Genomic DNA, 25,725 nt, shown 5'->3' on the forward strand with positions numbered 1-25,725 from the left:
GGCGATCGGCTGGAATCGGCGGTCGCTACCGCTCTTTCGGCAGCGCCGCACTCGCGGCCCGGTGGCCGCGCCCGTCCTTCAGTTCGCGGATGCCGATGAGTATCGGGAAGACGGCGAGCGTAATCATCACCGCACCGACTAGTGCACCGATGGTCGGGCCGACGAAGCGCTGAGCGGACGATGCGGCGTCGGCGCCCGTGAGCATCGTTTCCGCCGCTATTGCGATAACCGTCACGCCGGGCACTAGGAACAGGAGCCCGCACAGGAACCAGAGCGCGGCCGCGGCAAGGGGTTTGACAGCTCGAGGGCGCGCGGAAGTTTCGGGCCTCGATGCCTCGTCGCCGCGCAGTCGGGCAGACCTCGCCCGGGTTTCTCGCGGTGGATTCGAGGTCGAATCGTTGTCGGGCGACGCGGGCAGTGTCACCGCGGTGTCTGCCGGTTTCCGGACGGCGGGCTCGCCGATCTGCGTCGAAGGCTGATCGGTCGTGGCCGCGCGCAGCATGGCGCGTGCCCGGTCGATGGTCGGTCGGTCGCGGGGGTCGCGGGCCAGTAGTGCCGTGATCGCCGACGCTAAAGGCTCGTCGCAGTCGGGGGCCGGTGGGTCTTGGTAGATGATGGCCTGCAATGTCTGTGCGGTGGACTCGCGCTCGAACGGACTGCTGCCGGTCGCGGCACGGTACAGCGTGGCACCCAGCGCCCAGTAATCGACGGCGGGAGTGATGGGACCGGGCCCGAACCGCTCGGGTGCCATGTAGGAGACGGTGCCCAACGCGCCCCATCGGGTGAGCCGGGGATCGGTGGCGGCGCGTGCGATGCCGAAGTCGAGGAGTTTGACCTGGCCGCTCGGCAATACCAAGACGTTCCCAGGTTTGACGTCCCGGTGCACGACATCCAGCGCATGCGCTGCCGCCAGCGCGTCGAGCAACTGCAACCCGATCTCGGCGACCTCGCGACTCGGCCTCTTCCCGTACACCCTGATCAACCGGTCCAGCGTCGGTGCGGCCACCAACTCCATGATCAGATAGACCGCGTCGTCGTCCTGGCCTGCGGGAATCACATCGTAGAGCGCGACGACGCCCGGATGACTTATCCGCCCCACATTGCGCGCCTCGGCCAGCGCCCTGGCCATGAACACCTCGCGGTCCTCCCTGAGCTCATCGGACGGGGCCCTGATTTCCTTGACCGCCACCTGCCGGCCGATCACCTCGTCGGTCGCGGACCACACCACCCCCATGCCGCCGCGTCCGAGTACCTTCGCGAGTCGGTACCGGCCTGCTACCAGCCGATCCGAAGACATCTCTTGTGACATGCGAATCCCCACAACCACAGTTGATAGCGCACCGCGCCCCACGGTTGGCCATGCGGCAACTACGCCCATCGTACGCACGGGTCAGCAGCTCAGGGGCCCCGCTTCGTCGCTACCGGGAGGTCATGACGGCCGTCAGCGAGCGGGCGGCGTCGAGGGTCGCGCAGATGTACTCGTCGCGTTCAAGCTTGGTGGTCGCCGCGCGTAGCGGGCCGAGTTGAACTTCGTAGGCTGCGGTGCCCACGGCGTCGAAGACCGGGGCGGCCAGGTAGCTCAGGGGCAGCGTGGTGTCGGCATCGAGCTCGTGTTTGCTGTAGGGGCGGGAGGTGAGGGCAGCCAGCTGGCGGAGTATGCGGGTGCGCAGCTGTGGCTGCAGCAGTTCGGGTCCCATCGCGCCGAGGAGATCGGCGAGCAAGTCGACCATGCCCGCATCATCGGCGAGGGGACGGAAGACAGCGACACCACGCTCGCGGACCAGGGCGAGCAAGGTGCTTGCGGTGCGGCGCTCGGCATCGGGGGCGGCGGCGAGCCAGGTGTTCTGTTCGGCGGCCGCGCGCCACGGCATCACGCTGGCGCCCGCCGGGAATTGCAGTGGGATGCGGTGTCCGACAGGGATTCCGGGGACCACTCGGTCGGGGCCGTGCCGGACGTCGAGGACGGTGAGGCGGTCGGGTTCGATGCGGCTGAGGGTGGCGCCGGATCCGGTGCGCACGGTGAGGGCGGTAAGGATTTCGCCGACGCCATTGGGGAGTGTGGAGCTGCCGAGACCGGTCAGTGCAGGGCCGATGGCATAGCCGCGGTTCGGGTCGCGCACCACCCAGCCCGCCGAATCCAGTTCGGCCAGAATCGCGGTCGCGGTGGCGCGGGCGATATCGAGGTGGTCGGCGATGCCCGCGACGCTCATCGGGTCGGGTGCGGCCGCGAGCAGTGACACGACCTCGACGACCCGGCGGGTCGGTGGCGACGGTGACCGGTCGGGCATGGGCGTACCTCTTGTTCGGCGCGGCGGAACGACTTACGATGTCGAATATTAGTATACAAACGTGTCGAATATTCGACACCTGCTGCGAGGGATGGAGTGCTGGATGATTCTGGATCGATTCCGAATCGACGGGCAGGTCGCCGTTGTCACGGGTGCGGGTCGCGGCTTGGGCGCGGCGATCGCCGTTGCCTTCGCCGAGGCAGGGGCCGATGTCGTCATCGCCGCACGCACCGAAAGTCAGCTGGACGAGGTGGCCGAGAAGGTGGCTGCGGCCGGACGGCAGGCGCATGTGGTGCCCGCCGATCTGAGCGATATCGAGGCGACGGCGGGGCTCGCCGCTGCCGCGGTGGATCGGTTCGGGCGGCTGGACATCGTGGTCAACAATGTGGGTGGCGCGTTGCCGTGCACGCTGTTGGACACGACGCCCGAGGCGCTGGTCGAGGCCTTCAATTTCAATGTCACCAACGCCCACGCGTTGGTGCGGGCCGCGGTGCCGCGAATCCTCGAAACCGCCGGTGGCGGTTCGATTCTCAACATCACCTCGACAATGGGTCGACTGCCTGGCCGGGCGTTCGCCGCCTACGGCACGGCCAAAGCGGCACTTGCGCACTACACCAGGCTGGCCGCGCTCGATCTGAATCCGCGCATTCGGGTGAATGCCATCGCGCCCGGTTCGATCCTGACCTCGGCGCTGGAAATCGTCGCCGGCAACGAGGCCATGCGCACCGAGCTGGAATCGAAGACGCCGCTGCACGCCATCGGCGATCCCGAGGACATCGCAGCCGCCGCGCTGTACCTGGTCTCGCCCGCGGGCAAGTACGTCACCGGCAAGATCCTCGAACCCGATGGCGGCCTGATCGCGCCGAACCTCGACCTACCGATTCCGGATCTGTGACATGACGTATTCCGTAGTGCAGTGGGGCACAGGCAATGTCGGCAAACATGCGCTCGCCGGCATTATCGCCAACCCCGATCTCGAATTGACAGGCGTGTGGGTTTCGGGGCCGTCGAAAGACGGAAAAGACGCGGGAACCCTTGCCGGGCTCGACCATTCGGTGGGGGTGGCCGCCACGACGGACGGCGAGGCGATCCTCGCCGCCGCACCCGACTGCGTCGTCTACTGCTCCATGACCGACAACCGCCTGTTCGATGCGGTGCAGGATTTGCAGCGGCTCTTGCGTGCGGGCATCAACGTGGTCGCCTGCGCGCCGGTGTTCTTCCAGTACCCGTACGGCGTGCTGCCCGATGAATTGTTGAAGCCGGTGCAAGATGCTGCGGCCGAGGGCAATTCGTCACTGTGGGTGAACGGCATCGACCCCGGCTTCGCCAATGACCTACTGCCGCTCGCGCTCGCGGGCACCTGTCTGCGTATCGATCAACTGCGGTGCCTGGAAATCGTCGACTACGCCAGTTACGACAACCGTGAGGTGATGTTCGACATCATGGGCTTCGGCAAGCCCCTCGACGACATCCCGTTGTTGTTGCAGCCCGGAGTCCTCTCGCTCGCCTGGGGTGGCACGGTGCGCCAGCTCGCCGCGGGAATCGGGGTCACCCTCGACTCCGTCACCGAGACCTATGACCGAATCCCCGCACCGGAAGCGTTCGACATCGCCACCGGCCACATCGCCGAAGGAACCGCTGCCGCATTGCGTTTCGAGGTCCGCGGCATGGTCGGCGACCAGCCCGTCACCGTCCTCGAACACGTCACCCGCCTACGCCCCGACCTGTGCCCCGACTGGCCGCAACCAGCACATCCGGAAGGCTCCTACCGCGTCGAAATCGCCGGTGACCCGAGCTACGCGATGGACCTCGTCACCTCGAGCCCGCACGGCGATCACAACCACGCCACCCTCTTGGCCACCGCCATGCGCATCGTCAACGCAGTCCCCGCCGTCGTCCGAGCACCCCCGGGCATCCTCACGGCCCTTGACCTCCCGCTGATAACCACCCCCGCCGCCCACTGACATCTGCTGTCCGCCCCCGCGTTCGGCGTGTGAGTGGCACTTCGTAGGGATCGCACCGGCGTATCGCCTCCCACCAAGTGCCACTCGTCGTACAGCAATGCCCATCGCGCCCGGACCCGTATCCGAAGGGCTGGCACGCAATGGTGGACGCACGCATCCGGATGGGTGGCCGCGAACTGCGACCGCGCTAGTGGTGGCGGGCTACTTTTTGGGGAGGGCGTCGAGGGTGCGGTCGACGTCGGTGGTGCTGTTGTAGAGGTGGAAGGCGAAGCGAAGACCGCCGCCGCGGACCGAGGCGACGATGTCGGCTTGTTCGAGGTATGCGGCCGCGTCGCCTGCGCCGGGCACCGAAACGATGGCAGAGGGGCCGGGGACGGGCTCATAGCCGAGTTCGGTGAGACCTGTTCGGAAGCGGTCGGCAAGGTCGAGATTGTGCGCCCCGATCTTGTCCACCGTCAGTTCCTCGATCAGCTGGATGCCCGCCGAGGCGGCGATCGCACCGAACCAGTCCGGTGTCGCGTCGAAGCGCCGGGTTGTGGTGGCGAGTGCGATCGGGTCGTACAACTCGGCCCATGCGTCCGCCGCGGCGTACCAGCTGGGACCGACGGGGCGTATGTCCGCCGTCGTCTCGGGTGTCGCGGCGAAGAACGCGATGCTGCGGGCGCCGATCAGCCATTTGAACGCCGCGCACACCCAGTAGTCCGCGTCGGCGAAGCGCAGCGGAAGCCAACTCGCGGCCTGGGTGGCGTCCACCAGCAGGCGGGCGTTGTGCGCCTGGGTGGCCGCGTGCAATATCGACAGGTCGGTGATCCGGCCGTCCTTCGACTGGACGACGCTGACCGCGACCAATGCGGTCTCCGGCCGCACTTCCTCGGCCAGCCGCTCCAGCGGCACGAAGCGCACCGACAGGTCACCGCGGTGCACGAAAGGCATGGACACGGAGGAGAATTCGCCCTCGGCCAGCAACACCTCCGAGCCTGGTGGCAGTGCCACAGCTATCGGTGCGATGAGCCCTGCGACACCACTGCCGAACGCGATGTCAGCAACCGTTGCACCCTCTAGCAGTCGCGCGAACGCGGCCCGCAACTTGGAGACGACATCGTCGTGCGCCATCGGACCGCCACGTCCTGCCGCCCACTGGGTGTTGGCATCTCGCAGGGCGGACAAAGCCCTGGCGGACGGCAACCCGAAGGAGGCGGTGTTGAGATAGGTGGTTTCAGGACTGAACTCATCAGGCGCCAGCGAAGTCATATGCGCAGCATCCGCCCGTATCCGGCCCGCGTCCAGCGCCAGCGGTCCGATAGTGGACCGATTTCGCGGACATTAAACCGCGGTAGGCCGATGGGGCAGTGCCGCGGCGTCGGAATCAGGATGGATGTCGTCGTTCCAGAGTCGCTTTCATGACCTGACCGCCGCGCTCGATACGGAGGCGGACCTGTTCGGCGGCGTCGTGAGGCAACACATCGGTGGTCCAGACGAGTCGGGTGGTGTCACCGGGCTCGGCGAAGACCTGGAACGAGGCGTGGTGGTGGGTGAGGGGCAGGCGGAAGCCGTCGATCGCCGAGTAGGCCAGCCTGCGAGTTTCGTCGTCGATGGTGACGATCAGCTCGCGAATGACGGCGCCGCCGGGCATGGTCAGTAATCGGGTGTCGCCGTCGATGCGGGTGTCGAGCACGTATTCGGGGAGCAGGCGTTCGTGCACGGCGCCTACGTCGCGCACCGCCTCCCACACCTCGCCCGCGCTGACCTCGATGAGAATTTCCTGCGTGATGGTGGCCATAGCGGGTCCACCGTATCGCGTCGGGCGGGTTACTTCGGGGTCGGCGTTGCCCACATGTTCGACAACAGTTGGTAGCTGGGGGTGTCGGAGAGGGCTTGCATTGATTCGTAGATGCGTTGGTAGCCCGTGGCGGCGATGCGCCATCGGCCGTCGGGATCGAGGCGGTAGCTGTCGGTGTAGTAGCCGGCGCCGCGGATCAGCACGCCGTATTCGGTGGCGATTACGGTGTCCTCGAAAGCCCATGAGCCCGTGGCGGTCTCATCGGTGACGGTGATTTCGGGATGATTGGCGATGTGGGTGGTGACCACTGCGGGACCGAGATTCTCACGCATGAAGGCGGTGACGGCGTCGCGGCCGTCCAGGGTGAGCGGCTCGCCGAGGGCATGGGTGCCATAGCGGCCCGCGACGTCGACGGTGAGTGTGTCGGCGAACTCGTCCCATCGTTTGAGATCCAGCGTCCGAAAGTAGCGATACTTCAGCTGGCGGATTGCTTCTATGGCGGCGAGATCCATTGGTCCAGCCTGGCACGAGCGCGGTGCCGAGACAATAACCTGTTCTATATTTTCGGGTGCGGCAGCGCCGCTGATGCTGGAGGCCATCCGGGTACTCGAACCCCGGTGGGGCCGCGCGAAAGCTCGATTCACGCACAGAGTTCCGGCGGAGGTGTCCGATCGAGGCGGATCGGGTATTCGAGTGCTTGACGTGGTCGTCGGTACGCACGACTGCGTCCGCAGTATTGTGCGTTCCGACATGACCAGGAGTCCGCCATGACTGAAGGTCCTGCTGCCCCAGCTCCGCCTCCCGAGCCTTCGATCGACCAAGAGGTTGCGTTGCAAACCGCCGCGCACCGGTTGGCCAGGGAATTCGATGGCGTCGGTGACGACGCCATCAACCAGTGCCTGCGCTCGGCCTATAGACACGTCGCAGGCCACGCCACCGTCGACAACTTTCTGCCCCTGCTCGCCGAGCGCTACACCCGCGAGTGGCTGCACGCCATGACCGACGAGGTCTCCTCGGCCCGGCCGACGCCTGTCGTTCACAGATCCGGGCGGACCAGGATCTGAATGTGGTCGTCCGGGTGACGCAGCGCCTCGATAGCGCCTGCCACTCCGGACAGGCCGACCTGGTCGGTGATGAGCGAGGACGCGTCCACGGTGCCGTCGGCGATGCGGCCGAGCGTCTTCGCGTACTCCTCGTGCGGGTAGACCATGCACATCTGCAGTGAGATGTCCTTGTAGATGCCGACGATCGGGCGGATGACGTCGTCGGTCATCACCGCGCCGACCTGCAGGATGGTCGTTTGGCGTGGCGCTTTGTACAGCAGCTCGTTGAGCAGGCCCGGCACCGCTGCGCACACCCAGATGTGTAGCAGCTGGCCGGGCGCGGCCGCTTCGCGCCACACCTCGATCGGGTCCTCGACGGCGGGATCGACCACGCGATGCGCGCCGAGCCGTAATGCGGTGTCGCGGCGCAGCTTCGACGGATCGGACGCGATGATCGGTGCGACACCGCGTTCGGCGAGCGCCGCGACGGCACCCAAACCGACAGGACCGCAACCGATGACGATGCCGGTGCCGTCGGGCCCGATGCCGGTGCGCGCGACATTGCCGAAGCCGACCGCCAGCGGCTCGGTCAGTGCCGCGACATGCGGTGGCACATGATCGGGAATCGGTTCCAGCGCCATGGCCTGCAACACCATTCGTTCCCCGTAGCCGCCGGGGAAGTCATTGGAGAAGCCGACACCGTGGATCTGACCGATGTGGTCGATGGCCCACGGCAGCGCGACCACCAGCTGTCCCTCGGTGTGCGGGGTGTCCGGTCCGGCCGAGATGACCCGGGCGGCGATCTCGTGGCCCATCACGACGTCGCGCGAGGGGTCGAACTCGAAAGTGGGCACGCCGCTGTCGCGGGAGGCCTGCAGGAACTCGTCGGTGTAGTCGAGTGCTTGTTTGTCGGAACCGCAGATGCCGCAAGCCACCGTCTCGACGAGGACCTGTCCCGGGCCCGGGACGGGCTCGGGGACCTCATCGACCACAAGACTGCGGCCCCGCATTACTACTGCACGCATCGGTGTGCTCCCGGTGTCGAGGTGGTGTTCACTTCGCTTCCTCCGTGCCGAGTGCCGCGGCCAATGCCTGTCCGTGCTTGTCGAAAGCGCTCTGGATGCCCGCGGTGAGGCCGCCGATCATGCGCTCGCTGTTGGCATGCGCCCATTCCAGCGAGGCGACCCGGTTCCGATTGGCCCGTGTGAAGTGTGGGATCACCTGCTCGGCAAACAGCCGCGCCGAGCGTTGCGTGGCGTCCCAATCGGCGACATTCAGGCCGAGCAGCAGGAAGGTGCCGAAGCCGCCGGACTGTTCGGCGAGCTTCTCGATGGTGGCGATGGCGTCGTCGGGGGTACCGATGGTGGCGCGCCCGAAGGCCGGGAAGCCCTCTCCGGTCCACTGCTCGACGGCGGCGCGGGCCGAGGAGTTCCACGGCGCGCTCATGCCGCTGAGCTTCTCGATGTAGTCGACGAGATGTCCGACGCCCCACTCGGCCTCGCGCGTCGCCTGTTCCCTGGTCGCGGCGATATGCATCGGCGCGACCAGACGCCATCGCGAGCGATCGAGCACGTGGCCGTTATCGGCCATGGTCTTCTCGTAGACCTTCCAATTGGGCAGCAGCGCCTCGTAACCGCTGGGATCGGAGGCGGCCAGCGAGAGCAGCCCGGCGCCGTGCCGGCCGGCCAGCACCGCGCCTGACGGCGAAATGGTCGAGGCGACAGCCATTTCCAGGCCGTCCTGCTGGTAGGGCAGCAGTTGCAGGCGCGCTTCGTTCAGGTGATACCAGTCGCTCTCGGCGGTCACCGTCTCCCCGCGCAGCAGGCGCACCAGCACATCCATGGATTCGTGCATCATGTCGCGCTGGCGTACCGGATCGATGCCCATCATGGCGGCGTCGGTGGCCAGTTGGCCGGGGCCGACACCCATCATGGTCCGGCCCATGGTCAGGTGATCGAGCAAGCAGAGCCGGTCGGCGAGCATCATCGGCTGGTGATAGGGCAGCGAATTCACGCCGGTGCCGAGGCGAATGCGCTGGGTGCGTTGCGCGGCCGCGGCAAGAAAGACCTCGGGTGCGGCGACGATTTCCAGTCCGGCCGAATGGTGTTCGCCGATCCAGGCCTCGCTGTAGCCGAGTTGATCGGCCAGCTCCACCAAGGCGAGATCGCGGTGGATCTGTAGGGTCGGGTTGCCGGTGAGCGGATGGTAGGGGGCGATGAAGAATCCGAACCTGGTGGGGCCGAACTGGTTGTCGCTCAATTCAATTGTCCTTACCTGGTGGGGACCCGGAGCCTCAGCTCCGGTCCCAGTCGTGACCCCAGTAGCTGTCCGCGGTCATTTCTTCTGCCGTGTAGGTGGTTTCGTCCACCAGCACGCCTTCGGTGCCGAACTCGAGATCCCAGCCGCCCGGAGTTCGGACGTAGAAAGAGATCATCTTGTCGTTGGTGTGCCTGCCGAGCGTCGAGGACAGGTGGTAGCCGGCCTTGTTGACACGGTCGAGGGCGCGTCCGACGTCATCGAGGCGGTCCACCTCGACCATGATGTGAACCAGACCGGAGCCTTCCTTGCCGCCGGACGGGATCAGGGCCAGGCTGTGATGGCGCTGGTTGACGCCGAGGAAGCGGATGCGCACCGGCCCGTACTCCGGTGGCGTCGGCAGGCGGAACGCACCGCGTGGCAGGAAGCCGAGTACGTCGGTGTAGAAACGGAAAGCGACATCCAGGTCGGGGACCGGCAGCACCGCGTGACCGAGGCCGAGGCCCTCGGTGACGAACCGGTTGCCGTGCTTGCCGACGACGGGGCTGTGGTCGAGGACGGGGCCGTGGAACACCTCGACGGTGGTGCCGGACGGATCGACGAAGCTGATCGCCTCTTCGACACTGCGTGCGTCCGCTTCCGCCACCGTCAGCGTGTTCACCGCGATGCCGGCCTTCTCCACGGCTTCCCGCGCTGTGGCCAGCGCACGGTGGTCGCGGACCTCCCAGCCGATGGCGAGCACCTTGTCGGTGTCACCGGGCACCAGCACCAGGCGCGCGACGTGCTCGTCCACGCGCAGATAGATCGCGTCGGGGTCGGGACCCGATCCCTCGGCGAAGCCGATCACGTCGAAGGCGAAGGTGCGCCAGGCATCCGGGTCGGCGACCGCGACCTTCACGTATCCGAGCGAGCTGATGGCAGTCATGGGGTCGTTCTCCTCATTCATAGGTGATCCGGACCGAGTCGGTGACCGGCACCGCCTGGCAGGCCAGCACGTAGCCCTCGGCCAGGTCTTGTTGTTCCAGTACGTCGTTGCGTAGCAGCTTCACTTCGCCGTCGACGACCCGGCAGACACAGGCGCTGCAGGCGCCCTCGCGGCAGGAGTAAGGAGCTGCCACACCGCGCGAGAGCAGCACGTCGAGCAGCACGCTGCTGCGCGGCCATGCGAATTCGTTTGTTTCGCCGTCGAACTCGACCTCGACAGTGGCGGAGTCCGCGGTGTCGGGCACTTCGATCGGAGCCTGCGTGAAGGGATCGCCCGACAGCGAGACGAACTTCTCGACGTGCACCCGGTCCCGGTCGACGCCGAGATCGCGGGCGGCGGCGACCACCGCGTCCATGAAAGCGCCCGGGCCGCACACGAAGATCTCCCGGTCCGACCACGGCGCGATGAGGTCGGTCAGGTAGCGCGCCGCCGGCAAGCCCTGCACCGACTCCAGCCAATGCAGCACCACAAGGCGCTGCGGATAGGCGGCGGTGAGGGCGCGCAGTTCGTCGGCGAAGATCACCGACTCCTCGTCACGATTGGCATAGATCAGCGTGCAGCACCCATTGCCCTGTGCCAGTGCGGATTTCAGGATGGACAGCACAGGGGTTATGCCGCTGCCCGCTGCAAACAGCAACAGATCGGCGTCCAGCGATTCGGGGGTGAATACGCCCGCAGGAGGCAGACTGTCGATGCTCATGCCCGCAGTGGCGTTGTCGCACAACCAGTTCGACCCGTACCCGTCGACGGTTCTCTTGACGGTGACCTTCAGCGGCCCGTCCTCGTGCGGCGCGCTGGACAGCGAATACGAGCGAGCCACCGAGCCCGTTCGGTCACTGGGGATGCGCAAGGTCAGGAACTGGCCGGGTCGGTAGGGCAGCGGCACCCCGGATTCGGCGACCAGCTCCAGCGACATCGCATCGGGCGTTTCCGCGACGACGCGGACCACGCGCAATGCCACCGCGACACCGGGATTCACAGCAGGTCCCGATCTCGGGTGCTCAGACCGACTGCGCCCGCAGTGACGGCGTTCTCGATGCACGCGCGCAGCGCGGTGCAGCCACGCACCGGGCCGCCGCCGTTGTCGGCGAGTTCCGTGCAATGCCTCGCGGCGGCCGCGCTCCACTGCACGCTGGTGTGCGCGGGGCTGAATTTGACTACCTGGACCCGGATTCCACAGGTCTGGCAGGTGACGGAGTCCATGGCCGTGCCGTTCAGACGCCGCGCTTGGCGGCCAGGTTCTCGGCGACCTCCGCCTCCCACGCAGAAACCGCGCGGGTGGTGTCGACCTCGAACTCGAAGCGATCGGTCATCTTGTCCTCGACCTCGGCGGCGTCCCGGTAGAACTGCTCATACCAGCGCCGTAGCTGGTAAACCGGCCCGTCCTCCTCGCACAACAGCGGATTGTCGATGCGGGTCTTGCGCTTCCAGATCGCGACATCCTGTTCGAAGCCGCGACCGAGCCCGTTCGCGAAACGCACCGCCATCGCGTCGGCATCCTCCGGCGAGAGGCCGGGCAGCTTCTTGACGATCGCGCCGTACTGCAGCACGAACTTGGTGGGCGACACCGGGTAGTGGCAGTTGATGAGCACCGATTCGACGGTCTGGCCGTTCGACTCGTTGACCAGGTGGTCGATCATGTAGGACGGCCCGTAATAGTGCGCCTCGGATTGCAGCACGTTCTTGCCACCCGCCTCTTTGGCGATCTCGCCCTGCACGTCTTCACGGCCGATGGAGGTCATGTACTGACTGGCGATGTGCCCTTCGAAGACATTCTTGAAGTAGGTGGGGAAGGCGAAGTGCACGTAGAAGAAGTGCGCCATGTCGACCACGTTGTCGATCACCTCGCGGCAGTTCGCGCCATCGATGACGATCTCGTTCCAGGTCCAGTCGCTCCACTCGTCGCTGAACGCACCGTCGATGCGGGGGATGGTGACGTCCTCGGGCGGCGGGTTGCCCTCGGGGTCGTTCCACACGAACAGCTGCTTGTTCTGCTCGAGTGTCACCCAGGACTTGGTGCGGGCCAGCGGCGGCACCCGGCGGCCGTAAGGAATTGCGGCGCATCGCCCGTTGCCCTTCCAGCGCCAGTCGTGGAACGGACATGCGAGGGTATCGCCCTTGATGGTGCCGTCGCCGAGGTTGCCGCCCATGTGCCTGCAGTACGCGTCGAGCACGCTGAGGGTGCCGTCGGTAGCCGCGAAGACCACGAGTTCGGTGCCGAACGCGGTGATGGTGTGCGGCTTTCCGTCGCGGAAGCGATCGGCGATGCCGAGGCAGTGCCAGCCGCGTGCGTAACGGGCGGGTGGTGCTCCGGTATCGATCACGCGCACCTGGTCGTCGGTGTTCGCGAGGCTCATGATGTCGATTCCTCCACGGTCGTCGTTGTTTCGATAGTTCGGCGGGTCGGCTGTCGCCGAAAGGCGTGGTCCCACTGATCGGGAGCTTCGGCCCGAGACTGTCCCGTGGCGCTCGGACACTGGTAAGCGGCTGATCGAGTCGGTTTGCGTCGCATTCGCTCGGTCCGGTGCGCTATTGACCGACCGCCTCCGCAGTGCTCATCAGGCGCTCGAATCCGGAGCGATAGAACAGCAGCGGACCCGCGTCGCGGCCCTCGCCGAGCTCGGTCACGTTGCCGATGACGATCGTGTGGTCACCGCCGTCCAGCTCGCCGGCCAGCGTGCAGTCGATCCAGGCGATGGTGCCTGCCAGCAGGGGTGAGCCGTTGGGCGACGGGCTCCACTCGAGACCGGCGAATTTGTCGGGTCCGCTGCGGCCGAGTTGCTTGCAGAGGTCCTGCTGGTCGGCGGCGAGGACATTGACGCAGAACCGTTCGGCGGCGCGGATCCGCGGCCAGGTGGTCGAGGAGCGGGCGGGGAACAATGCCACCGCGGGCGGATCCAGCGACAGTGCGGAGAAGGACTGGCAGGCGAACCCGATCGGTTCGTCGCCGTCGAGTGCGGTGATCGCGGTGACTCCGGTGCAGAACCGGCCGAGGACGGCTTTGAAGTCGAGGGCGACGGCCATGGTGCTCCTAGTTTCGACTAGAAATATTCCGTTTCGTCATGAAGGTAAGCGGCCGCCTCGTATGCCTGTCAACAACCGATTCCGGCTACCGAGAAGATCCGTAGCGATCTACGTAGTTTCCGGGATTCCCTCTCGCCATCGCGGCGGCAATGTGATTGGGGACACAAGTTGGCGTGCCGAAAATGCACATGCCTAATCGAAATACTTCTAAGCTGTATGAGCTACACACTGGAGGTGAGCCATGACGGTCGAGGTGATGACCCACCCCGAGTCCGAAGAGCTGTGGTCGGGAGCGGGCCCCACGACAGCACGGACCAACAATCAACCGCCGGTCTCGATGATCGAGCGAATGACCCTGATCCTAGACGCTTTCGACGGTTCGACGCCGGTCCTGACGCTGCTCGGGCTGGCCGAGCGCACCGGACTGCCCCGCTCGACCGTGCATCGCATCCTGGATCAGATGATCCGGCTGCGCTGGCTGGCGCACGCCCCCGGCGGCTACCGGCTCGGGCTGCGGCCGTTCGAACTCGGCGGACTCGCCGCCGACCACAACGAGATTCGTGACGTGGTGAGCCCCCTGCTGCATGATCTCGCGCAGCGCACCGGCATGGTCGGGCACCTCGGTGTGCTCGACGGCCGCGAGGTGCTCTACCTGGACAAGGCGGGTGGGCGCAGTACCGCGGGCATCCCGACTCGCCTCGGCGGCCGGATGCCCGCGCACAGCACCGGCCTCGGCAAGGCCCTGCTTGCGACGCTGGAACCGAGCATTGTGGAAGCGTCCTTCCGCGACCGCCTGCCCCAGCTGACCCCACGCACCATCTGCGACAGAGCGGAATTGCACCGCGAGCTGACCCGCATCAGGCACCGCCAAGGCGTCGCCGTCGACAACGAGGAGTCCGTCACCGGCATCGCCTGCGTTGCGGTCCCCATCCGCGGCCGCGGCGCCGCCGTCGGCGCACTGTCCCTGTCGGGCCAGATCGGCGCGGACCGCCCCGCCCTCGACACCGCCCGCCTGGCGCGGGTCCTTGTCGAGGTTTCCCACGAAGCCGCCCGCGCCCTCTTCCCTCGCCACGCCCGCTGGCGCTGAGCACGCCTGTCGGATCGACCCACCCGGCCGACCCCACGAAACCCGCGCCAGAACACCGGCGCCGCGCTATCGACGGTAGTGAAATGGTGGCTGCGAAAGCGCCATACGGAACCACCATTTCACTACCGCCGTTGCCGACAACGCCTGGAAGGCAACCAGGAGGGTGGGCTCGGCTTTCGAACCCCAGGGTGTGCGGTCCAGTTTCGGCTGCCCTCCAAGGGTTTACGGGCAGTGCTGGGCACGTCGGGTGGGGTACCCGGCTGTCTCTTCCGCAGCTCTATGAGGCAGGCACACGGCTTCCGGCGTGCGGACTGGCTGTGGTTGCGTTCGCGGACCTTCTCGCACCCCCGCATCCCATCGGTCACTACCCGGTCTCGATACCCGCCACGCCTGTGTCGATCCACACCTCGTGTGGTCCGGGAGCCCGCCGGACCCACCACCCTGGGGCGATCCCAACACCCCAAGTGACAACCGAACACCCCGTGTAGCTGTACCACGCGGGGTGTTGGGTAGGGAGATGGCGGGCTGTCGAGGGGCGGCCGCCATCTCCCTGCTTCTGGCGGAGATCAGTAGGCGGTGCCGCCGGTGGCGGGGGTGCGGCCGTGGCGCATGATCAGGGCGATGATCAAGGCGATTGCCGATGCTCCCGCGGCGAACCAGAAGCCCATTTCATAGCCGTGGTCGGCGAAGACCTGGGGGATGACACTGCCCTGTGGGGGTTGGCCCGCGACGCTGACCTGGGCGGTGATGGGGCTGGCGTTGAGGTAGGCGGTGACGATGGCCAGGCCGATGGCCACGCCCATGGATTGCATGACGCCGAGCATGCCGAGACTGATGCCCTGTTGTTCCTGAGGGACGGCTTCGACCATCAGGATGGGCATGGACGCGTAGTAGAAGCCGAAGCCGATGCCGAATGCCGCGCTCACCCAGAGGAATACGACCCAGGTGTGGGGGAGGACCGCGTAGCAGACGCCCGCGCTCGCGAACAGGACGAGGGAGAAGACCAAGGGGATGCGGGCGCCGATCTTGCGGGCCAGTGCGCCTGCGGCGGCGCCGCAGATCATGGCGAGCACGGCTTGCAGCAGGGCGATGCGGACCGCGAATTCGAGGAGGGTGAAACCGTTTCCGTAGCTGTAGCCGGGGTCGAGGGCGACCTGAACTGCGGCGGCGGGCATGGGCTGGCCGGTTTGCTGCTGGATCTGTGCGAGGGTCGCCTGCTGGACGCCTGCCGCGACAGTGTCGGAGTTCGGGGTCTGCGTCATGTAGCCGAGCGCGTAGGACTGGACGCCGATGAGGAACGAGGCGAACAGCGCACCGCCGAGTACCAGCGTGACTCGGGGATGGAACAGCAATTTCATATCCATGATCGGGCGGGCGACATTGAGCTCGACCACCACGAACACCACCAGCAGCGCAATGCCGCCGAACAACCAGGCCAGCGTCAGCGGCTTGCTCCATCCCCAATCCTGCCCCTTGTCGAGGTAGATCAGGGTGAGTCCGGCGCCCGCCGAGAGCAGGACGGCGCCGAGCACATCGATGCGCTCCTTGACCCGCAGCTTGGACTCGGGCACGACCAACCACACCAGTGGAAGCATCAGCAGGGTGAATCCGGCGAGCACCCAGAAGATGGCACGCCAGCTGTAGTTGTCGACGAGATAGCCGCCGAGCAACGGTCCGCCGATCGCGGAGAAGCCGAGGCCGGTGGCGGTGACACCCAAGCCGAGCGGTACATACTTGCGCGGCATCAGATCTCGGATCAGGCCATACGCGATCACCGCGGTGGCGATGGCGGTGGCCTGCAGGCCGCGCCCGATGAGGAAGATCGCCCAGCTGTCGGTGACGGCGTCCAGTACGCAGCCGAGCATGAAGAGCATGCCGCAGACCAGGAACATCCGCTTCTTGCCCCAGACATCGCTCATCTTGCCGATGAGCGGGGAGGCAGCGGCGCCGATGAGGCCGAAGACGATGATCGCCCAGTTGATGTTCGCGCCGACGCTGGGGAAGGTGGGCGCGATCTTCTGCAACGCGGCCGCAACGATGGTGTATTGCATCGGCGCGACCTCGGTGAACAGCACGATGACCGCGAGGACAGTAAAAATCCTGGCACGCGACGCGCCGTCGAGTCTGCCGGTGTCGGCATCGGATTCGATTATGCTGCCTGGACTTTCGGCAGTGGTCGGATCTTTGGGAATGGTGGACATGGCCACGCTCCGGTGTTCGGGAACTACGTTCGGGTGCGCAGGAATTGCGTGTTGTGAAACCTGTCACAAGGTTGGGGAATCCGGACCTGGCGAATCCCACTCAACGAGATGTTTCCTCCGTTAGGACACTGCGGTTCGCAGCGAACTCGCCGCATCCGAGTGTCCATAACGTGCTGGATACCGGTGGATCCTGCCGGTGCTCAGTCGATGCGTTTGTCGAAGAGGTGGTTCTTCGCCGGCTCGAGGATCCGGATTTGCTGGGTTCGCCGATCCGGACAGAATGATGACGCTTCAGTCCGAGACTGCATCGAAATCGACTAGTGCGGTGTCGGGACGGCGCGCTGCCGGATGCACCTTCTGATGCACGATTCCGGCACTCACGGCGGCAACCGTGACAACTATCGTGAGCATGAGCGGCGTCCATGATGTGGATGAGAACGCCATCGCGCCGATGATAATCAGCAGTATCGCCGTCACCGAATACGACAGGTAGGGGAAACCCCACATCCTTACCGGCAGAGCGGCATTCTCCGAGGCGGATTTCCTGCGGCGCCCGACGATCTGGGTCGCGCAGATGCACAGGTAGACAACAATCGCCACCGCGCCGGAGGAGCTGAGCAGGAACGTGAATACCGCTCCGGTCGGCAGGAAATAGTTCGCGATGACAGCGAGGAATCCGGCACTGGACGCACCGAGGACCGCGTTGACCGGGACACCGCGTCCGGTTACCCGCGTGAGCACACCCGGCCCCTCGCCACGCTGAGACAACGAGAACAACATCCGAGACGACGAGTAGATCCCCGAGTTCAAGCATGACAGCACGGCGGTGAGCACGACCAGATTCATGATGGTTTGCGCGCCGGGAATGTGCAGTGTGTTCAATACCGCCGTGTACGGACTCTTGGTGATCTCAGCGGTATTCCAGGGCATCAACGTAACGACGACCGCGATCGAGCCCACGTAGAAGACGAAGATTCGCCACCCGACGCTGCGCATGCTGCGACGCACCGCGTCGACCGGATCCTTGGCTTCACCGGCAGCGATCGTCACCAGCTCCGTTCCGAAGTACGAGAAGAATACCGTCAACGCTGCGGGCAGGAGCGGAGCCATCCCAGCAGGGAACAAGCCTCCGTTGTCGACCCAATTCGAGGCACCCGGGGAGTCCACGTGTGGCAGCAAGCCGCTGACGGCGGCGACGCCGATAGACATGAATGCGACAATCGCGGCGACTTTGATCATGGCGAACCAGAACTCGAATCGGGCAAATGAGGTGACCTCCGCCAAGTTGACGCCCGTCAGAACGGCCATGAAACCCAGCGCCCATAACCACGTCGGAACTCCGGGTACGAGCTGACTAGCGATCGCGGCCCCGGCGATCGCTTCGAATGCGACCGTGACACACCAGTGGTACGAGTACAACCAGCCCACCGCAAGTCCGGCCCACGAACCCAGTTCCCGCGAAGCGTATGTCGAAAACGATCCGGATTCCGGACTTGCTGTCGCCAGTTCGGCGAGCATCCGCATCACCAGGATGACGACCAGGCCCGTGCCCAGATAGACGAACACGATGCCTGGCCCGGTCGACGAGATCACCTTGCCACTACCGACGAACAATCCGGCACCGATGACTCCGCCGATTCCGATCATCGTGAGCTGCCGAGTATTGATGGTGTGCTCGAGTGGCCGAGACGTACGTGACGAAGTTGTCACAGGGACCTTCTTTCGACGAGTGACGTGGTCGACCGATCCGAGGACGCCCTAGGGGAGGGACGATGCCGGACAGGGAGCAGGGGAGTGTTTCGGTGGCGACGCAGCCCGACAGCCCAGATGGCCGGAGTGGATACCCCGAGAAGTGCCGCAGCGATCAGAAATGCCGGGCGGGGATCGTTTTCGGCAAGTTGCGTGAGCAACCCCGCGAGGACCGCCCCCAGCGGAGTCGTGGCCAGCACAACCCACCGCACCGCGCTGGTCACCCGGCCGAGGAGTTCACGCGGGACTATCTGCTGTCGTAGTGTCCGGACCACAATGCTGGCCAGTACATCGGACCAGACCAACACGAGATTGCTCGCCGCAAGCCACCAGACAGTGGGCGCCAGGCCCACCGACGCCAGCGCGACACCGGTCACCAGGGTGGCCGCGACGCACAACGGAACCGGATGGAACCGAGCGATGAGGGCGGGAGCCGTCGCCGCGCCGAGCACGCCGCCGAGTCCGCCGCCGGCCACAACCAAGCCGACCAGCCACGGCGCGGCGCTCAAATAGTCGCGAGCGAAGAACACCACGAGCGTCGCGGCACCGAGACACAGATTTGCGACGACGGCCAGGACCGCAAGCGACACCAGGATCGAGGTGGTCGCGAGATAGCGCAGACCATTACGGAATTCGGTCCCGAACTGACGCCACGGCGCCCAGCCGGGGGGGTCGGAAATCCGGGTCGCGCGGCGGGAGGCCCCCCACAGCGTCGCAAGTGACACCACGAACGTGCCCGCGTTCACCAGTAGCGCAGCGCCCAATCCGACACTGACAGCGAGCAACCCGACAGCCATCGGTCCGAGCAGAATCGACGATTGGCTCGCGGATTCGAGAAAAGAGTTGGCACGCACAAGTTCTCGATCTCGACAGAGGTCGCGGACCGCGACCGCCAGCGCAGTCTCGAAGAACACTCCGGCAACGCCCGAAATAAACGCAAGCGCAAGAATGACCCCGACCGAGTCGCTCCCGCTGACCGAAAGTCCGAACAGCGTCGCGAAGATGGCCACCCGCACTATGTCGGCGGCAATGAGAACATGCCAGGGATTGGCGCGATCGATCAACGGGCCAGCGGGCAGCCCCGCGACCAGGTAGCCGACCGCGCGGGGCACCGAGGCCAGCGCCGCTGCCGCCGGGTTGTGCGTCAGTTCCAGCACCAACAGCGGGATCGCCAGAATAGCCAGCCCATCGCCGAGCAGTGAAACTGCTTGACCCGCAAGGAATAGTCGGGTTCCGCCGAGTCGAATCAGAGCGACCATGTGTGGCCGACCAACTGCTCCAGCCTGCAACCGAAGGAGATCTTCTCTTGCCATTGCAGCGTTCCGTAATTGAGGCTCGTTATCCCACGCCGCAACGCGGCCTCGACCTCGCCGTAGAACACCAGCAGAAAGTAGGCGCCGCGAGCCTCGGGCAGCTGCCCGGACCAAAGCCCTCGCAACGTGTCACCATGGCGCAGCCCCAATGTGAAGCCAACCATCTGGTCGCCACGCCGGAGGGTGGTCAGTGCCCGGTCCGCTGGTGGATAGTTGCGGACAATTCGGTCTATGGTCGCCAGCTGGGCGTCCCGGTCATCGGCCGAATGATGGTATTTGCGAAGCAATCCCATCCGTAGCTCCAGAACTTCCTCGCGAACCTCGCTCAGGTCCTCCTCACCGAGGGTCATTCCGGTCTCGTCCAACCAGCGCAGCAACCGACGCAGTCCCGCGCGCCGCCCGCCCCCCAGTTGCGTCAGATATTCCTCCATGCTGCCGAATGTCACCGGCATGACGCAGGTCGGGTACAGCGCTACCGGCCGTGCACCGAACTCTTCCAAGGCGCGCTGCAGGATCTTTTGCCGCTCAGGAACATAGAGGAACGACACCGACCGAGCACCCTGCTGCCCAGCCCAGGTGTCCATGGCCCGCAGGGTTCCGGCCAGCAGATCCGGGTCGGTCGCACCAGGCCCTGCGGGCACGCAGGTGTAGCCGGGCAGCAATGCCAACACGGCTGGATAAAGCGATTCGCTATCGGGCGCCTTGGACAGGAGTATGGGGCGCGGCTCCAGCGATGGGATATCTCCGCGCAGGACAGCCGCGATGTCGTAGCGTGGCTCTTCCGGTGGGGTTTTCAATAGCCGGGTGTGCAGCCCGATCTGCGGCTGACCATCCACATGGGCGACCAGCCAGCGTGGTTCGCCGGGCAACAGCGGAGCCATCGCCTCCAGCCATTGCGGCGATACCTCGAAATCCGCAGTCGAGGCCGCCAGCGAATCCCATTCCGGGGGGCGGATTTCGGACGTTGTCAGTGTCACCTGCATTACTCACCACAGATTCTGATGGACAGGCAGGAGCTGATTTTCGCCGACCTGCCGTTATCTAACGTGCCGCTAATTGATGACACTTTATCAAACGTGCCGTCATATCATGGCGGAATCGGCGAGTCCTCTTCGGCAACCGTGAGCGTCGCCGGATCGGCAGGCCACCAGGTCGGTGGCGCCGAGAATGATCGGGCCGTTGGGAACTACTCCGCTACCTATCGGAATATGTGACGCCGACCGAGAACCGGGTCATCACCTCGCTGACGTTCGACCGGGGGAGCGGCGATTGCACTAGTGCCGATAGCCATTTTTCGACTCATCGGGCAAAGACGCCGGGAATCACGGAGCCAAGCACTGGCTCCAGGTCGTCCAGCCAGTGTGCGGTCGGGTCGTAGCCTGCGAAGAACTGCTGCCCGACGTGGTCCGGATCCCGGGCTTGCAGCATGCGCAGGGCAAGCACTTTCCTGCCCATGATGATGGGAGCGCCGTCTATCAGCACCTTGCCGATTCGGGTGGACATCACCGGGCCGCGGGCGGTTCGGGCCAGCCCGGACACTCTCCTCATGGCTTCGGAATAGATGTCCAACCCCTTGGTCAACGGAACCTCGAAGTAGCTGCGGGCACCGGTGTCTCGCTCGACGAACATGTAGTACGGGACCACTCCGAACTCGACCAGCCGCTGCCACATATCTGCCCAGACTTCGGCCTCGTCATTGACGTGTGCGATCAGCGGCGCCTGTGCCCTGATCACCGCGCCGGTGGCCCGCACTCTGGCGATCGCCCGCTGAACAGTGGTGGTCTGCAATTCCCGTGCATGGGAGAAGTGCGCCATCACCGCGACGTGACGGCCGACTGCGACACATCGCTCGAACAGCCTGAGCAGGTCGTCGGCATCCGTGCCGGCGGTGAACCGGGCGGGCCAGTAGGACAGCGCCTTTGTCCCGAATCGCAGCGTACGGATCCGCTCCTGGTTCGGTGCCAGCAGTGGATCGACCCAACGACGCAGCACCGCCGTCTTCATGATCATCGGATCACCACCGGTGAACAGCACATCGGTGACCTCCGGATGCCGCTGCAAATAGGCGACCATGGTGGCAGGCGCCGAGAGCGCCTGTCGGGTTTCGGAGCCGACGAACTGGGCCCAGCGGAAGCAGTAGCCGCAGTACGCATGACAGGTCTGCCCCTGGGACGGAAACACCAACACCGTCTCGCGGTATTTGTGTTGCAGACCGAGCACCGGCTGCCCATCCAACCGTGGGATGTTGGCGTCGATCTGACCGCCGGGATGCGGATTGAGCCGGCCACGAGCCTCAGCAGCGACCTTGCTGAGCGCATCCCGCGAAGAGCCTGCATCGTGGAGTTCGGCGATGCTCGCAAACAATTCCGGAGGCAGCATGTCCCGGTGCGGAAACGTGAGCCGGAACATCGGGTCATCCGGTGCCGCCGCCCAGTCGATCAGCTCCTCTGCGACATAGTCGTTCACCCGAAACGGCAGCACCGAGGACACAACGCGCAGGTCACGAAGATAGTCGTCGGGCAGACCGTGACGGTGGGCCAGTTCGGCGAGTCGGTCGCCGCTGTAGGTTTTCATCTGACTGTCAGCTCCCCTTCTGTGGCGTTCCGGAGGCCGCCGGAAACGGACAGCAAAGGCAACCCCGCCGCCATGCACCTCATTTAACGTGCCGCCATACAACGTTACTTTAATAAGCGTGCCGTTAAATCGTGATGAGAATATGTAAATCGCCTCGAGGAGCTCGACGATGCGCCACCGCAGCGTCTCCAAGTACTGATGCGATCTCGCAGGTGGGTCTCGAGGCTCAACGTGCCCACTTCCGCAGAGGTCCACGCCCTGCATCGGTGAGTTGGACTCGCCGAGTGCAAGGGCGGCGGAACTGCACATCGAGTGGGGCGAATTCGTTGCGGAATAGTGTCCTAGCACCCGAAATATGCCTAAGAGATATAGTCCTACCGTGACCGATGCCAAGCCTGCCTCCACAGAGGCCGGAATTCCCGATCTGCCCACGACCAGCTGGGCCGTGCTCGGAATGCTCTCGCACGCCGACGAACTCTCCGGCTACGACCTGAAGAAATGGGCCGATTGGAGCCTGCAATTCTTCTACTGGAGCCCGTCGTTCAGCCAGATCTACGCCGAGCTCAAGCGGCTGGAGAAGCATGGCTACGCCACCTCGCGCACCGTCCTGCAGGACGACGGCGTGCGCGGCAAGCGGATGTACGCGATCACCGACGCCGGCCGTGCGGCGGCGGCGCAGTGGGTGAATCACGCGCCGGTGGAGGCGCCCGTGCTCAAGCACAGCGTGATGCTGCGGGCCTGGCTCGGCCATCTCGCCGAACCCGAGCGGCTGCGCGGCATCCTGACCGAGCACATCGGCTACGCCGAGAAGATGCGCAAGCTGGCCGAGGTCGATGCCGAGGGCGCCGACGAGAACCCCGACTGGGCCTATCCGGGCGCCGTGCTGCGGTGGTGTGTCCGCCACTACGAGGCCGAGCGCGATTTCGCGCAGGAGCTCCTCGCCGATGTCGACAAGCTCGCCGCCGGGCAACCGCAGAAGCGGGCTCCGAAAGCCAAGGGCACACGCGCTTCCTGAGCTGTCCACTCAGCGGGACTGCCGCTTCCTATGACTAACGGATATATATCTACTAGTCATATAGGAGGTGGTCATGGGTACCGAATTCGTGCGGCAGCGGTCGTTGGACACGATCGAGGCGGCGCTCGCCGCGCTCGCGGCGGGCAGCATGGTTGTCGTCGTCGATGACGAAAACCGGGAGAACGAAGGCGATTTGGTGCTCGCTGCCGAATTGGCGACGCCGGAGACCATCGCCTTCATGGTGCGCCACACCAGCGGTGTGCTGTGTGCGCCACTGGCGGGCGCGGACCTCGATCGGCTCCGACTGCCACCGATGACAGCGGTCAACGAGGATCCCAAGGGCACTGCGTACACCGTGTCGGTCGATGCGTCTTCCGGTGTGACAACAGGCATTTCGGCCGCCGATCGGGCTCGCACCGTGCAGCTGCTCGCCGATCCACGCACCGGTTATGACGAGCTGACCAGGCCGGGGCACGTGTTCCCGCTGCGCGCGCACCCCGGTGGTGTGCTCGGCCGTGCCGGCCACACCGAGGCTGCCGTCGATCTGACCAGGCTCGCGGGGCTGCGGCCCGCCGGTGTGATCGCCGAAATCGTGCTCGACGACGGATCGATGGCGCGGCTGCCCGACCTGCTCGAGTTCGCCGCTGCGCACGGTCTGCCGATCATTTCGATTGCCGATCTGATCGACTACCGCCACCGCGTCGAGCGCACACTCACCAGGGTCGTGGAGACCCGGCTGCCTACCAGATTCGGTGAGTTCCGGGTGCTCGGCTACCGCGACGACCTCACCGGAACCGAAACCCTCGCCTTGGTCTTCGGCGAGCCGCGCCGCGATTCGGCACTGGTGCGGTTGCATTCGGAGTGCCTCACCGGCGACGCACTCGGCTCACTGCGCTGTGACTGCGGCGATCAGCTCGATGCCGCGATGCGTGCGGTCGCGGCGGAGGGCAGCGGTGTGGTCGTGTACCTGCGCGGCCAGGAGGGGCGCGGCATCGGTCTGCTGAACAAGTTGCGTGCCTACGAATTACAGGATCGTGGTGCCGATACCGTCGAGGCCAACCTTGCGCTCGGGTTGCCGGTGGATGCCCGCCGGTATGCGGCGGGTGCACAGGTACTCGCCGATCTCGGCATCCGATCGGTACGACTGCTGAGCAACAACCCGGCCAAGGCGGCCGGATTGGTGGAGCACGGCATCACCGTGGTGCGGCGGTTGCCGCTCCAGTCGACCCCGACCGAACACAACATTCGCTATCTGCGCGCCAAACAGGACCGGATGGACCACCAGCTCTCCGAGGTGGATACGGTGCCGGAATGGGCTACTTCGTAAACGGTGGCGCTCCGGATCTTTTCCGGCTCGCACCGCTGTCGCCGAGGTGAATGCTGGCTATTTGCGGCAAGATTGCCGCGCTGCGGGTGTTTCCCCGGGAAGATTTTCGTTCGAGACCTGTGTTGCCGTTTCAACTGCTTTCCTGATGCAGTCAGGATGGACAGTCCGCGAGTTGGGTGAGCCGGAAGCCGGGGACAGCGGTGCACCGAATACCGATCGAGCAAGCACACTTCCGCTCGGGTTGGCTATGGTCGACCCTCGGGGCGATGATGGCGGCTGCCGGGGTGGTTGTCTGGGTGACACGGCCTGTACCCGCGTCATGCGACACCTTGCACACCGTCAGCGAAAACCTCACGACGGCACGAATACCGGTGGCTACCGGTAGTTCCAGCCTCGCAGCGCGGCACACGCAGGTCCCACCCGATCCCGGCGTGTCCGGCGAGGCGCGGTACTACGCGTTCAGTCAGGGCGTGGCCTGTTCTTTTCCGGGCCTGCCCCTGGACGGCTTCTACGTCGGGGTGTCCACGCAGGAGTACGGCAACGCCGACCTGTGCGGCGCCTACCTCGATGTGCACGGCCCGCGCGGCGATGTCCGCGCGCTCATCGCCGACCGCTGCCCCGGATGCGCTCCGGGACAACTGGATCTGAGCGCCGCCGCCTTCGAGCAGATCGCCGAGCAGTCCGATGGCGTCGCTCAGGTCGGCTACACGGTCGTCCGTGACCCGGATCCCGCGCCCGAACTGTTCTACGAGGTGAAACCGGACTCCTCGGCGCAGTGGCTGGCCATCCTGGTGAGCGGATCGGGAAATCCCATCCAGCGTGTCGCGATCCGGCCGACCACCGGTGGTGGCTGGCAGGAACTCAACCGCGGGAGGGACAACTACTGGACGATTTCGGGTGCGGGACCGGGACCGTTCTCGGCTCGGGTTGTCGATGTATACGGGCACCAGGTGGAGGTGTCGGGGATCTCGCTGGAGCCTGGGCAGCGGTTCACCGGCATACGGCTGTATTCGGGCGCGCCGTCGACGGCTTCGGCCCCCATCGCAGCAGCACCGGCACCGAGCACCCGGGCCGTGCAGACGTCGGGCCGGGCCTCGGGCTGTCGGCCCTGACGGGCGG

The 25,725-nt window shown here is 65.7% G+C and carries 24 protein-coding genes; 7 read left to right on the top strand and 17 right to left on the bottom strand.

What is annotated here, in order from left to right; genetic code table 11:
• Positions 1–25 precede the first annotated feature (25 nt).
• Both OHA42_RS21070 and OHA42_RS21075 read right to left on the bottom strand, forming a co-directional pair.
• Positions 26–1,309 carry a serine/threonine-protein kinase gene (locus OHA42_RS21070; protein WP_406229608.1) on the bottom strand — a complete coding sequence of 428 codons (1,284 nt, stop codon included), beginning with the start codon at positions 1,307–1,309 and terminating at the stop codon, positions 26–28.
• 109 nt (positions 1,310–1,418) lie between these two features.
• A complete protein-coding gene (locus OHA42_RS21075) occupies positions 1,419–2,288 on the bottom strand; it encodes a helix-turn-helix domain-containing protein (RefSeq protein WP_406229609.1) in 870 nt (289 codons plus the stop codon).
• Between the two features lie 103 nt (positions 2,289–2,391).
• Here OHA42_RS21075 and OHA42_RS21080 point away from each other — a divergent pair, with 103 nt between their 5' ends.
• Complete coding sequence (locus OHA42_RS21080) at positions 2,392–3,183, top strand: SDR family oxidoreductase (RefSeq protein WP_406229610.1); 792 nt, start codon at positions 2,392–2,394, stop codon at positions 3,181–3,183.
• Position 3,184: 1 nt separating this feature from the next.
• Entirely contained in the window at positions 3,185–4,252 is a 1,068-nt protein-coding gene (locus tag OHA42_RS21085; RefSeq protein WP_406229611.1) for a diacylglycerol kinase, read from the top strand.
• 201 nt (positions 4,253–4,453) lie between these two features.
• Here OHA42_RS21085 and OHA42_RS21090 read toward each other — a convergent pair whose 3' ends face one another.
• The 3 genes from OHA42_RS21090 to OHA42_RS21100 all read right to left on the bottom strand — a co-directional run bounded on the left by OHA42_RS21090 (position 4,454) and on the right by OHA42_RS21100 (position 6,544).
• On the bottom strand, positions 4,454–5,503 hold the full coding sequence (locus OHA42_RS21090; protein ID WP_406229612.1) for an aminotransferase class V-fold PLP-dependent enzyme: 1,050 nt from the start codon (positions 5,501–5,503) through the stop codon (positions 4,454–4,456).
• A 115-nt stretch (positions 5,504–5,618) separates the two neighbouring features.
• Positions 5,619–6,032 carry an SRPBCC family protein gene (locus OHA42_RS21095; protein ID WP_406229613.1) on the bottom strand — a complete coding sequence of 138 codons (414 nt, stop codon included), beginning with the start codon at positions 6,030–6,032 and terminating at the stop codon, positions 5,619–5,621.
• 29 nt (positions 6,033–6,061) lie between these two features.
• Positions 6,062–6,544, bottom strand: a complete 483-nt coding sequence (locus tag OHA42_RS21100; protein WP_328399990.1) for a nuclear transport factor 2 family protein — start codon at positions 6,542–6,544, stop codon at positions 6,062–6,064.
• A 255-nt stretch (positions 6,545–6,799) separates the two neighbouring features.
• Here OHA42_RS21100 and OHA42_RS21105 point away from each other — a divergent pair, with 255 nt between their 5' ends.
• Entirely contained in the window at positions 6,800–7,096 is a 297-nt protein-coding gene (locus OHA42_RS21105) for a three-helix bundle dimerization domain-containing protein (RefSeq protein WP_406229614.1), read from the top strand.
• On the opposite strand, the gene OHA42_RS21110 is transcribed toward OHA42_RS21105, so the two are convergent.
• The 7 genes from OHA42_RS21110 to OHA42_RS21140 form a co-directional block, all read right to left on the bottom strand.
• Positions 7,069–8,100 (bottom strand): zinc-binding dehydrogenase, encoded by a 1,032-nt coding sequence (locus tag OHA42_RS21110; RefSeq protein ID WP_406229615.1) that lies wholly within the window; start codon positions 8,098–8,100, stop codon positions 7,069–7,071. The two genes, OHA42_RS21105 and OHA42_RS21110, sit on opposite strands and share 28 nt — an antisense overlap.
• A 28-nt stretch (positions 8,101–8,128) precedes the next feature.
• A complete protein-coding gene (locus OHA42_RS21115; protein ID WP_406229616.1) occupies positions 8,129–9,334 on the bottom strand; it encodes an LLM class flavin-dependent oxidoreductase in 1,206 nt (401 codons plus the stop codon).
• A gap of 34 nt (positions 9,335–9,368) precedes the next feature.
• On the bottom strand, positions 9,369–10,256 hold the full coding sequence (locus tag OHA42_RS21120) for a VOC family protein (RefSeq protein WP_406229617.1): 888 nt from the start codon (positions 10,254–10,256) through the stop codon (positions 9,369–9,371).
• A 13-nt stretch (positions 10,257–10,269) separates the two neighbouring features.
• Positions 10,270–11,232: a 2Fe-2S iron-sulfur cluster-binding protein gene (locus OHA42_RS21125; protein ID WP_406239496.1), complete on the bottom strand. Its 963-nt coding sequence runs from the start codon at positions 11,230–11,232 to the stop codon at positions 10,270–10,272.
• 59 nt (positions 11,233–11,291) lie between these two features.
• On the bottom strand, positions 11,292–11,519 hold the full coding sequence (locus OHA42_RS21130; RefSeq protein ID WP_406229618.1) for a hypothetical protein: 228 nt from the start codon (positions 11,517–11,519) through the stop codon (positions 11,292–11,294).
• Positions 11,520–11,530: 11 nt separating this feature from the next.
• Positions 11,531–12,673 (bottom strand): Rieske 2Fe-2S domain-containing protein, encoded by a 1,143-nt coding sequence (locus OHA42_RS21135; RefSeq protein WP_406229619.1) that lies wholly within the window; start codon positions 12,671–12,673, stop codon positions 11,531–11,533.
• Positions 12,674–12,845: 172 nt separating this feature from the next.
• Positions 12,846–13,340 carry a flavin reductase family protein gene (locus OHA42_RS21140; protein WP_406229620.1) on the bottom strand — a complete coding sequence of 165 codons (495 nt, stop codon included), beginning with the start codon at positions 13,338–13,340 and terminating at the stop codon, positions 12,846–12,848.
• 241 nt (positions 13,341–13,581) lie between these two features.
• Here OHA42_RS21140 and OHA42_RS21145 point away from each other — a divergent pair, with 241 nt between their 5' ends.
• Entirely contained in the window at positions 13,582–14,427 is an 846-nt protein-coding gene (locus OHA42_RS21145) for an IclR family transcriptional regulator (protein WP_328400006.1), read from the top strand.
• Between the two features lie 566 nt (positions 14,428–14,993).
• Here the strand turns inward: OHA42_RS21145 and OHA42_RS21150 are convergent.
• The 5 genes from OHA42_RS21150 to OHA42_RS21170 all read right to left on the bottom strand — a co-directional run bounded on the left by OHA42_RS21150 (position 14,994) and on the right by OHA42_RS21170 (position 22,456).
• Positions 14,994–16,628, bottom strand: coding sequence for an MFS transporter (locus tag OHA42_RS21150; protein ID WP_406229621.1), 1,635 nt, complete (start codon positions 16,626–16,628; stop codon positions 14,994–14,996).
• 291 nt (positions 16,629–16,919) lie between these two features.
• Entirely contained in the window at positions 16,920–18,338 is a 1,419-nt protein-coding gene (locus OHA42_RS21155; RefSeq protein ID WP_406229622.1) for an amino acid permease, read from the bottom strand.
• A complete protein-coding gene (locus OHA42_RS21160) occupies positions 18,335–19,636 on the bottom strand; it encodes an MFS transporter (protein WP_406229623.1) in 1,302 nt (433 codons plus the stop codon). The genes OHA42_RS21155 and OHA42_RS21160 overlap by 4 nt, the downstream gene beginning before the upstream one ends.
• A complete protein-coding gene (locus OHA42_RS21165) occupies positions 19,624–20,667 on the bottom strand; it encodes a GNAT family N-acetyltransferase (RefSeq protein ID WP_406229624.1) in 1,044 nt (347 codons plus the stop codon). Before OHA42_RS21165 ends, OHA42_RS21160 begins: the two co-directional genes overlap by 13 nt.
• Positions 20,668–20,989: 322 nt before the next feature.
• Positions 20,990–22,456, bottom strand: a complete 1,467-nt coding sequence (locus tag OHA42_RS21170) for a KamA family radical SAM protein (protein ID WP_406229625.1) — start codon at positions 22,454–22,456, stop codon at positions 20,990–20,992.
• A gap of 187 nt (positions 22,457–22,643) precedes the next feature.
• On the opposite strand from OHA42_RS21170, the gene OHA42_RS21175 reads away from it, so the two are divergent.
• From OHA42_RS21175 to OHA42_RS21185, 3 genes are all read left to right on the top strand, one after another.
• Complete coding sequence (locus OHA42_RS21175; protein WP_406229626.1) at positions 22,644–23,279, top strand: PadR family transcriptional regulator; 636 nt, start codon at positions 22,644–22,646, stop codon at positions 23,277–23,279.
• A 73-nt stretch (positions 23,280–23,352) separates the two neighbouring features.
• The gene (locus OHA42_RS21180; protein ID WP_406229627.1) at positions 23,353–24,606 is read left to right on the top strand and encodes a bifunctional 3,4-dihydroxy-2-butanone-4-phosphate synthase/GTP cyclohydrolase II; all 1,254 of its coding nucleotides are present in this window, start codon (positions 23,353–23,355) and stop codon (positions 24,604–24,606) included.
• Between the two features lie 296 nt (positions 24,607–24,902).
• The gene (locus tag OHA42_RS21185) at positions 24,903–25,718 is read left to right on the top strand and encodes an expansin EXLX1 family cellulose-binding protein (protein WP_406229628.1); all 816 of its coding nucleotides are present in this window, start codon (positions 24,903–24,905) and stop codon (positions 25,716–25,718) included.
• Positions 25,719–25,725: the final 7 nt, after the last annotated feature.

The organism is Nocardia sp. NBC_01009, from assembly GCF_045208035.1.
GTDB lineage: Bacteria > Actinomycetota > Actinomycetes > Mycobacteriales > Mycobacteriaceae > Nocardia.